The sequence below is a fragment of the Streptomyces sp. NPDC047017 genome (assembly GCF_040644175.1).
Lineage (GTDB): Bacteria > Actinomycetota > Actinomycetes > Streptomycetales > Streptomycetaceae > Streptomyces.
Genome location: NZ_JBEYVW010000025.1, coordinates 74,957 through 84,060, shown reverse-complemented (window position 1 = coordinate 84,060; position 9,104 = coordinate 74,957). Strand labels below are relative to the sequence as shown.

Sequence of the window (9,104 nt, the reverse complement as noted above, 5' to 3'; positions counted from 1 at the left end):
ACATGCTGGGCCTCGCCATCACCTTCGTGATGCTGTGGATCGCCTACAAGCCCAACGTCTCCTCCAAGGCCAACGAGAAGATCGCCGAGGCCGGCACCACCCTGGCGCCCTCCCCGTCCGCCAGCCAGACCCTCGCCCCCGCCCCGCCGGAGCCGTCCGCCCCGGCGTCGGCGCCCGAGTCGCCGGCGGGAGGCGGTGACGCCAAGAACGGCGGCGGTGGCGGCGGCGGTGGCGGTGGGGGTGGCGGCGGCTCGCAGAAGAAGAAGCCGAAGCCGGTCGTGCCCGCCAAGAACGTGCTGCTGCGCAACACCACCACCAAGAAGTGCGCGGACATCCCCGGTTACGACAAGGGCACCAAGGCCGGCCGGGTGCGCGAGTACACCTGCGACGGGACCTCGCACGACAACCAGCTGTGGGACCTGGAGGTGCGGTACCCCAAGGACGGCCCCGGCGGCACCCCCCTCTTCCAGATCCGCAACGTCAAGGACAAGTTCTGCATGGACCTGTCCGACTACGGCTCGGCCCCCGTCGAGTCGCCGGTCATGGAGTACATGTGCGACGGCACCACCGCCGACAACCAGCTGTGGTGGCTGGACAAGCAGGAGAGCGGCGCCTACTGGATCCGCAACTTCGCCAGCAACAACCTGTGCCTGGACGTGTCGGGCTTCAGCACCGGCGGCAACGACACCCCGCTCACGATCTACAACTGCTCCAACTCCGACGACCAGGAATGGTTGATCATCCCGCAGACGGGCGAGTGACATGACCGGTCTGTGGACATCCCTGGAGCCCGCGTCCGCCACCGTGGACCCGGGCAGCAGTACCCGGGTGCGGCTTCGGCTGCGCAACACCGGTGACGTCGTCGACGAGTACCGCTTCGAACCGGTGGGGGCGGTCTCGCCCTGGACGACGGTGGAGCCGCAGTCGCTGCGGCTGTACCCGGGCACGACGGGGACCGTGGAGCTGACCTTCGCCCCGCCCCGCACCCCGGACGCCACGGCGGGCCCGAACCCGTACGCCGTCCGCATCACGCCGACGGAGCACCCGGAGGCGACGACGGTCCCCGAGGGGAACCTGACGATCACCCCGTTCACCGAGGTGCGGGCGGAACTGGTGCCGCCCACGGTGAAGGGCCGGTTCCGCGGGCGCCCCCGGCTGGCGATCGACAACCTGGGCAACACCAAGCTCACGGCGTCGGTGAACGGCAGTGACAACGGGGATCAGCTCTCCTACGACGTGCATCCGGGCAATGTGCAGATCGAGCCGGGCCGGGCCGCGTTCGTGCGGGCGACGCTGAAGCCGCGGAAGATCATCTGGTTCGGGTCGAAGGAGCAGCGGCCGTACACCCTGGCGGTGCAGCGGTCGGGTGCGACGGCCTTGCCGGTGGAGGGCACGTACATCCAGCGCGGGTTCCTGCCGCGCTGGCTTGCCACGTTCTTCGGGATCATGCTGGGCCTCGCCATCACCTTCGTGATGCTGTGGATCGCCTACAAGCCCAACGTCTCCTCCAAGGCCAACGAGAAGATCGCCGAGGCCGGCAGCACGCTCGCGCCCTCCGCGCCGCCGAGCCCGGTGGTGGCGGCCCCGCCCCCGCCGCAGGCGTCGTCGGCCCCGCCGCAGGGCGGGGGCGGCGACACGCCCACCCAGCAGCCGGCCGCCCCGGGCGGGAACGGCGGCGGGGGCGGCTCCGGTTCGGGCGGGGGCGGCGGTGGTGGCGCGCCTGCCCAGCCCAAGCCCAAACCCAAGCCCGCCAAGCCCGTGGGCCAGATCATCATCGGGCAGCAGTCCAACCGGTGCGTCGACGTCCCCGGCGCCCAGAACGGCCAGGGCAAGGACGGCACCAAGCTCCAGCTGTGGGACTGCGCGGGCAGCGCCAACCAGCGCTGGGACTTCCGCGGTGACGGCACCGTGCGCTCGGTCGGCATGTGCATGGACGTGGCCTGGGGCTCCCGGGACGACGGGGCGGCCATCCAGCTGGCCCGGTGCAGCGGCAACCCGGCCCAGCAGTTCGTCCTGAGCACCCAGGGTGATCTGGTGAACCCGCAGGCGAACAAGTGCGTCGACGCGGTGGACAACGGCACCGGCAACGCGACCCGGCTCCAGCTGTGGACCTGCGCGGGGACGCCGAACCAGAAGTGGCGGGTGGAGGACTGAGGTCCGGCTACCAGTCGCCCTCGCCCGGCAGCAGGCGGCCCGCCTTGCGGTACTCGCGGCGGGCCCCCTCCAGCACATCGGCCGTGGTGACCAGGTCGTCCCGGCCGGCGGCCAGGTAGGCCGCGGTCACCACGGCACTGCGGATCGAACCGCCCGCCAGCTCGAAGTCGGCGACGACCCGGTCGAGTTCGACGCTCTCGGCGCGGGGCACATGGGTCAGGCTGTGCTGCCACAGCGCCCGGCGCTGCTGGGCGTCGGGGAACGGGAAGTCGACCACCAGATCCAGGCGCCGGGTGAACGCGTCGTCGATGTTGGCCCGCAGGTTCGTGGTGAGCAGGGCGATGCCGTCGAAGGACTCCAGCCGCTGGAGCAGATAGGCGCTCTCCATGTTGGCGTACCGGTCGTGCGAGTCCTTCACCTCGGACCGCTTGCCGAACACGGCGTCGGCCTCGTCGAACAGCAGGACCGCGTCGGTGCGGTCGGCCTCGGTGAAGATGCGTTCCAGGTTCTTCTCGGTCTCACCGATGTACTTGTCGACCACCGACGACAGCTGCACGACATAGAGGTCCAGGCCGAGTTCGGCCGCCACGACCTCCGCCGAGAGCGTCTTGCCGGTACCGGACTCGCCGGCGAACAGGCCGAGCACGCCCCGGCCCCGGCCGCCGCCCGCGCTCAGCCGCCAGTCACCGAGGACCCGGTCGCGGTGGCGGGCGCGCAGGGCCAGTTCGTGCAACTGGACCAGGGGCCTTTCGGGCAGCACGAGGTCCGTCCAGTCCACCGCCGGACGGATCCGGCGGGCGTGCCGCTCCAGGCCGGACGCGGACTGGCGGCGTGCGGCGATCCGCAGATGGGCGGCGGACAGCGGGGTGCCGTCGAAGTCCGCCAGGGCGTGGGCCGCGCGGGCGGCCCGGGCGATCCGGTCGTCCGCGAGGTGGTACGGCGCGACGGTGGCGGCCAGGTCGAAGCCGGGCGCGTCACCGAGGGCGGCCGCCCAGGCGCGCACCGCGCCCGCCCGGCGCTCGGGCACGTCCAGGACGAGCGGCTCGCCGTCGCCCTGCTCGCACCACTGCGGGTCGTAGGGCAGCGGGCCGGTGATCAGCACGGGCACGTCGGCGGCCGCGGCCAGGTCCCGCACCAGGCCGGCCGGCTGCTCCGGCAGCCCGGAGACGACCACCGCGCGTCCGCCCAGCCGGGCCTCGCGCAGCAGGTCGGGCACCCGGTCCTCGCCGCCCGTGTAGTGCAGGACCGGCAGGCCCGCCGCGCGCAGGGCGGCGGCGGCACAGGCGAGCCCCTCGCCCTCGCGGCCCTCGCGGAGGTAGGCGGTGAGCGGGGGAGCGGCGGCCAGGCGGATGGCCAGCCGGTGCGCGAAGCGGTCGAACTCGTCGTCCCCGTGCTCGCCGTCGTCCCCGTCGTCCCCGTCGTCCCCGTCGTCCCCGGCGTGCGGTGCCGGCGGGGCGGGCAGCGGGCGCAGCTCCGCGGAGAGTACGACGTCGGGGGTGTCGTCCCCGAGCAGATGGGCCACGAGACGGTCGGGGACGCGCAGCGAGCGGGTCAGGAAGGGGCGTTCGGGCTCCTCCACGGCCAGCAGCCCGAGCGCGCTGAGCGGGGCGGCGGGGTGCAGCCGGGCCCGGGCGGGCGCCGCGTGGGCCGGGAGGCCGCACAGGTCCAGAGCGAGCGCGACGGTGGCCCGCCGCCTGCTGACGTCGTCGTTGAGGTAGCCGAACAGCGGCTCGAAGGTGCGGTCCACGTCCGGGGCGAGGGCGACCAGGAGGAGGGCGGCGTCCAGCTCGGTCAGGCCCAGCCGCGCGCACAGCGCGGCCAGCCGGTCCCGCGACCGGGCGGCGAACGGCCGGGGGCCGTCCGGGGCGTACGGCAGCGGCTCCGCCGGGCGCAGCAGACGCCGTACGGCCTCCTGCGACAGATACAGGCCGCGCAGCGGGTCGTCCGCGGTCGGGTCGTCGGCGGACCGGTGGCCGACCAGCAGGGCGGTCCGGTCCCGCAGGACGGCGAGCCGGGCGAGGAGGGCGTCGGCGGGGGCGGCCGGGGTGGCGGGGCCGGAATCCTCGTGCGCCTCACCGAGGTCGTACGCCGGGCTGTCGCCGTTCACCGGGCCACCGTCGAGCACCGCGCTGTCGCCGTCCATCGGGCTGCCGTCGTCCACCAGTCGTTCGTCGTCCGTCAGTCGTTCGTCGAGTGTCGGCTCGGGTGCGGTCACGTCGTGCTTCCGGTTCCCCGGCCGCCGCGGGCCGCCTCGCGGGCGGCGCGGGCCGCCGCGACCTGGTGCGGCCGGTGGGCGCGTTCCTCCGGTTCGGCCGGGGTGCCGTCCAGGCGGCGTACCCGGATCGCGGCGCCCTCGGTGACGGGCGGCCCGGCGTCGTAGTCGGGGTGGGCGGGAAACGGCGCGGTGACCACGAGGTCCAGGGAGGGTTTGAGTTCGCCGCCGAGCGCCGACCAGATCTCGGCCAGCGAACGCGTCTCCGTCTGGGTGCCGGCCACGGACAGCTGCACCGACATGCCCAGCGCGCCGAGCGCGCCCGGCAGTTCGGCGGGCGGGATCAGCTCGCGCGGCATGAGCGTGGCCAGCGCGGCGGACAGCAGCCGGTGTTCGTCCTGCGGCTGCTTGGTCCACGCCGTCACCAGATAGGACAGCCGGAACCAGCGCGGCGGCCGGCGCCGCTTGACCACCACGTCCCGTTCGTCGACCACGGGCAGGTGGCCGCGCTGACGGCGGGCCACGTCCTCCCGGATGTCGTACAGGTAGGCGTTGATGGTGGGCGCGTTGCGGCGGGCCGCCCAGTCACGGGTGGGCGCCTCCAGGGCGATGTCGATGCCGGAACCGGCCAGCGCGCCATCTCTCAGCAGGGTCTTGAGGACCTCGTCCACTTCGTGGATCACCGTCGTGCTCCTGCCCTGCCGTGCTCGGTTCCGCTTGACCGGCCGCCGTGGGTGCCCGGCGGCCGCCGTTCGTGTCGATCCTGCCGTCTGCCCGGTCCGGCCCCGCAGGCGCCCCGGGGACGGCGGCGGGGCAGAGCGCCTTGCCCGAGGGGGCGGTCTGGGCTGCCTGTTCGGTCAGATGTAGCCTTCCCTCAGGGCATGCGCCACCGCGTGAGCCCGGTTGCGAAGGTGCAGCCGGGTGGTCAGCCCGTGGATGACGTTCTTGACCGTCCGTTCGGAGTAGGACAACTTGCCGGAGATCTCCCCGGTGTCGAAACCCTCGGCCACCAGCCGCAGTACGTCCACCTCACGCGGGGTCAGCCCCGAAGTGGGGACGCCGGTCCGGCCGGCCGCGCTGCGGTGCAGCGTGCCCACCTGGTCGATGAGCCGGCCGAGCAGATCGGCGGGCAGATCGCCGTCCCCGCGGGCAGCGGCGAGCACGGCCTGCACCAGGCGGTGCGCGGTGGCCTCGTGGCGCCAGACGATGGCACCCACCCCGCACTCGATCACGTCGAGCAGTTCGGCCTCGCGCAGCGAACTCACCACCAGCACCGCCCGCGCGCCCTCGCTGCGCACCAGCCGGCGCAGCCGGGCCAGCGCGGCCTCGTCCAGCGTGTCGTCCACGAGCAGCGCCACCGTGCCGGGTCCCGAACCGGACTCCTCGCGCAGGTCGACCTCGGGGTACCGGCGCAGCTGGCTCAGCACCCCCTCGCGCAGGATCGGGTCCGTGGCGTGCACCGCCACCGGTATCCGGTCACCGGACTGGGCCGTACCGGGATGCGCGGTCCGCGATGAGCTGAGCAACGGCTTCCCCTATGTCCACGGGCCCATCGCCTCTGTGGGGTCGGCGGCAGGCGTGTGTTCATCACACTCCCGGGTGACAAGGGCCCACAGCAATCGTGGAGCACCACGATCCGCACCACGAGAACAACCGTGAGAACACCACGAGGCGCACCGCCCGCCCGGTTCACCCGAGAGCCCGCCGAATGCCGTGTGACTTCTCACGCCACCGACGGCGGGCGGTGACCGTCCTGGTGAGTGAGGGCGTGACGTCAGTACAAGCCAGTACGAGCCAGTACAAGCCGGAACAAGTAAGAACAAGTAAGAACAAGTAAGAGCAGGGAGGCGGCAGATGGCAGGGGTGCCGGGTCCGCGGTGGGACCACCCGCGCGCGCACGCGTGCTGCCCGCCGTACGAACAGCAGCGCACGCTGCCGTACGACCGTACGCCGCACCGGCCGCGCTCGCACCCCTGGGGGTTCCCCCACGACCAGCCGTCCGAACACCGGGAGGCCGCCGCGCTGCTGGCGGCCGGCGCCGCGCGCGCCCGGGCCGGCGCGGGCGGCCTGGTGCTGCTGCGCGGGGCCACCGGCACCGGCCGGACCACCGTCCTGGAGGCGGCCGCCCGTTCGGCCGCCGAGCACGGCATGCGGGTGCTGCGCGCCCGCTGCGCGCCCGGCGGCGCCGACGTCACCTTCGACACCGCCCGCCAACTCCTCGGGCACCTGCCGCAGTTCGGTGAGCTGGCGGAGAGTGCCGGGGAACGCGAGCGGGCCGACCTGCTGTGCCGGATCCTGGCCGCGTACGCCGCCGAGGCGCCGCTGCTGGTGGCCGTGGACGACGTGCACCTGGCCGACGGCCCCTCGCACCGCTGGCTGGTGGAGACCGCCCGGCACGTGGACCGATTAACTCTTCCGGTCCTGCTGGCGGTCACCGAGCGCAGCCAGTACGACGTGGACCCGCCCCGGCCGGGCTTCACGCACACCCTCTCGCCCGCGCTGGTGCGCACCCACACCCTCGCCCCGCTCACCGCGGCCGCGGCGGGTGCGCTGGTGCGTGCCCGCTTCCCGGCGGCGGCGCCGTCCTGGGTGGACAGCTGCGTACGGGCCGGCGCGGGCAGCCCGCTGCTGCTGCGTGCCCTCCTGGACGACCTCGGCGACCCCGGCCGGCACCCGGCCGTCCCCGAGACGTCCGCCGCGCTGTACCCGGGCGCCTACCCGGCGGCCGTGTCCTGGTGGCTGGACAGCGCCGGGTCCGGCACGGCCGAGGTGGCCAGGGCCCTGGCCGTCCTGGACGAGGGGGCGGACCGCGAGGGCGCGCCGCTCGCCGACGACCCGGCCGCCCTGCTCGCCGGCCCGGCCGGCGCCGACACCGCCCGGGTGACCGGCTGGCTCACCGCCATGACCGCGCTGGGCATGCTGCGCCCCGGCGCCGACGGCCGGCCCCGCTACGCCCATCCCCTGCTGCGGGACGCGGTGCTCGCCGGCGTGCCCGCGGCCGGGCGGCGGGCGGCGCACCGGGCGTTCGCCGAGACCATGCTGCACCGCGGCGCCCCCACCGAGTCCGTGGCCCGGCAACTGCTGGGCGCCGGAGAGGTGGGGCTGCCCTGGGCGGTGGGCGTGCTCCAGGACGCCGCGTCGCTCGCGCTGCGCGCGGGCCGGCCCGAGGACGCGGTGGCGTTCCTGCGCCGCGCCCTGGACGAACCGCTGCCCGCCGAGCGCAGGCAGCGGCTGCTGACCGAGCTGGGCTCCCTGGAGTGCGCGGGGCGGGAGTCCGCCGCCGGCATCCCCCGGCTCACCGAGGCGCTGCGGCTGCCGGGCACCCCGCAGGACCGGGTGCGCGCGGCCGTCGCCCTGGGCACCGCGCTGGCCGGGCGCGGCCGGCTGCGCGCCGCCGTGGACGTGCTGTGGACCATGGACGGACAGCTCACCGACCGCCCCGACCTGGCGGCCACCCTGCGCACCGCCTCCGCCCTGCTGGCCGACCAGGACCAGGGGGTGCGCCGCGAGGTGTACCGGCTGCTGCGCGACACCGCCGAGCGCTCCCCGGAACTGCTCGACCCGGCCGCCCGCGCGCTGCTCGTCCGGCACGCCGCCAGCGCCGGGCTCACCTCCGCCGACGAGGCGATGCGCCGGGTGCGCGCGCTGCTCGCGGAGCCCGCCGACCCGCTCACCGAGCCGTTCCTGCTGGGCACGGCCGCCGCCGTCGCCCAGTGGGCGGACGAACTCGACGAGGCCGACCGGCTGGTGGACCGCGGCCTGACCGGCCAGCGGCCCGGCCTGCTGCACCCCATGCACGAGGCGCTGCTCAACACCCGCGCCGACATCGCGGCGGCACGCGGCGTCTACGGCCGCCTCCCGGCCGAACCGCCCGCCGTGCACGTCACCGGACCCGGCAACGTGCACGCCCACACCCTGCTCGCCCTCGTCGAGCAGAACCGCACGGCCGAGGCGCGCCGCCTCGCGGACGACTTCGACCTGGGGACGGCGCCCGACTCCTGGGAGCTGAACCGGTTCCTGTACGCGCGGGGCGTGCAGCGCGCCGCGGCCGGGGACCCGGCGGGCGCCCTGCACGACTTCCTGGAGTGCGGCCGGCGCCAGTCGGCCCGCGAGGTGATCAGCCCGGTCGTCACCCCGTGGCGCACGGCCGCGGCCGAGTGCCGGCTGGCGCTCGGCCGCCCGCAGGAGGCGCTGGCGCTCGCCGAGGAGGAACTGCGCCTCGCCCGGGTGTGGGGCACCGCCCGTCTCGTCGGCCGCGCCCTGCGGGTGCTGGGCACGGCCACCGGCGGCCGCCGCGGCCTCGAACTGGCCCAGGAGGCCGTGCACCTGCTGCGGGGCGCGCCCGCCGGGGCCGGGGCGGAACTGGCGGCGGCGCTGCTCGCGCAGGGCCGGCAGCTCACCGCCGCCGGGGACCGGTCCCGGGCCCGGCAGTGCCTGCGGGAGGCCGCCGGGCACGCCGAACGCCTGGGCGCGCTGCGGCTGCTGACGCTGGCGGAGGAGGCCCTGCGCGAGGGCGGTGCCCGCCGCACCGGCGCCGCCCGCACCGGCGCCGGGTCCCTCACCGGCAGCGAGCGCCGCATCGCCCGGCTGGCCGCCGACGGACACACGAACACGGAGATCGCCGACCTGCTCCACCTGGCCCGGCGCACCGTGGAGACCCACCTCACCAGCACCTACAAGAAGCTGGGCATCAGGCGCCGCGCCGAACTGGGCGCGGCCCTGGCCGGGGACTGACAGG

At 75.2% G+C, this 9,104-nt stretch carries 6 protein-coding genes; 3 read left to right on the top strand and 3 right to left on the bottom strand.

Annotated elements, in window-relative coordinates:
- Positions 1-761, top strand: a 761-nt coding sequence (locus tag ABZ858_RS32710; RefSeq protein WP_361386983.1) for an RICIN domain-containing protein, incomplete at its 5' end; no start/stop codon positions are given.
- A 1-nt stretch (position 762) separates the two neighbouring features.
- A complete protein-coding gene (locus ABZ858_RS32705) occupies positions 763-2,154 on the top strand; it encodes a ricin-type beta-trefoil lectin domain protein (protein WP_361386980.1) in 1,392 nt (463 codons plus the stop codon).
- Positions 2,155-2,161: 7 nt separating this feature from the next.
- On the opposite strand, the gene ABZ858_RS32700 is transcribed toward ABZ858_RS32705, so the two are convergent.
- From ABZ858_RS32700 to ABZ858_RS32690, 3 genes are all read right to left on the bottom strand, one after another.
- Positions 2,162-4,297 (bottom strand): ATP-binding protein, encoded by a 2,136-nt coding sequence (locus ABZ858_RS32700; protein WP_361387143.1) that lies wholly within the window; start codon positions 4,295-4,297, stop codon positions 2,162-2,164.
- Between the two features lie 68 nt (positions 4,298-4,365).
- Positions 4,366-5,049 (bottom strand): DUF4255 domain-containing protein, encoded by a 684-nt coding sequence (locus ABZ858_RS32695; RefSeq protein WP_361386977.1) that lies wholly within the window; start codon positions 5,047-5,049, stop codon positions 4,366-4,368.
- Between the two features lie 174 nt (positions 5,050-5,223).
- Positions 5,224-5,892, bottom strand: coding sequence for a response regulator transcription factor (locus ABZ858_RS32690; RefSeq protein WP_361386974.1), 669 nt, complete (start codon positions 5,890-5,892; stop codon positions 5,224-5,226).
- Between the two features lie 328 nt (positions 5,893-6,220).
- Between ABZ858_RS32690 and ABZ858_RS32685 the strand changes: the two genes are divergently transcribed.
- Complete coding sequence (locus ABZ858_RS32685; RefSeq protein ID WP_361386971.1) at positions 6,221-9,100, top strand: LuxR family transcriptional regulator; 2,880 nt, start codon at positions 6,221-6,223, stop codon at positions 9,098-9,100.
- Positions 9,101-9,104: the final 4 nt, after the last annotated feature.

What these genes read in the sequence shown, in the direction of transcription:
- ABZ858_RS32705 (WP_361386980.1), top strand. Translation starts at nt 763, where the DNA reads ATGACCGGTCTGTGGACATCCCTGGAGCCCGCGTCCGCCACCGTGGAC.
- ABZ858_RS32700 (WP_361387143.1), bottom strand. Translation starts at nt 4,297, where the DNA reads ATGGACGGCGACAGCGCGGTGCTCGACGGTGGCCCGGTGAACGGCGAC.
- ABZ858_RS32685 (WP_361386971.1), top strand. Translation starts at nt 6,221, where the DNA reads ATGGCAGGGGTGCCGGGTCCGCGGTGGGACCACCCGCGCGCGCACGCG.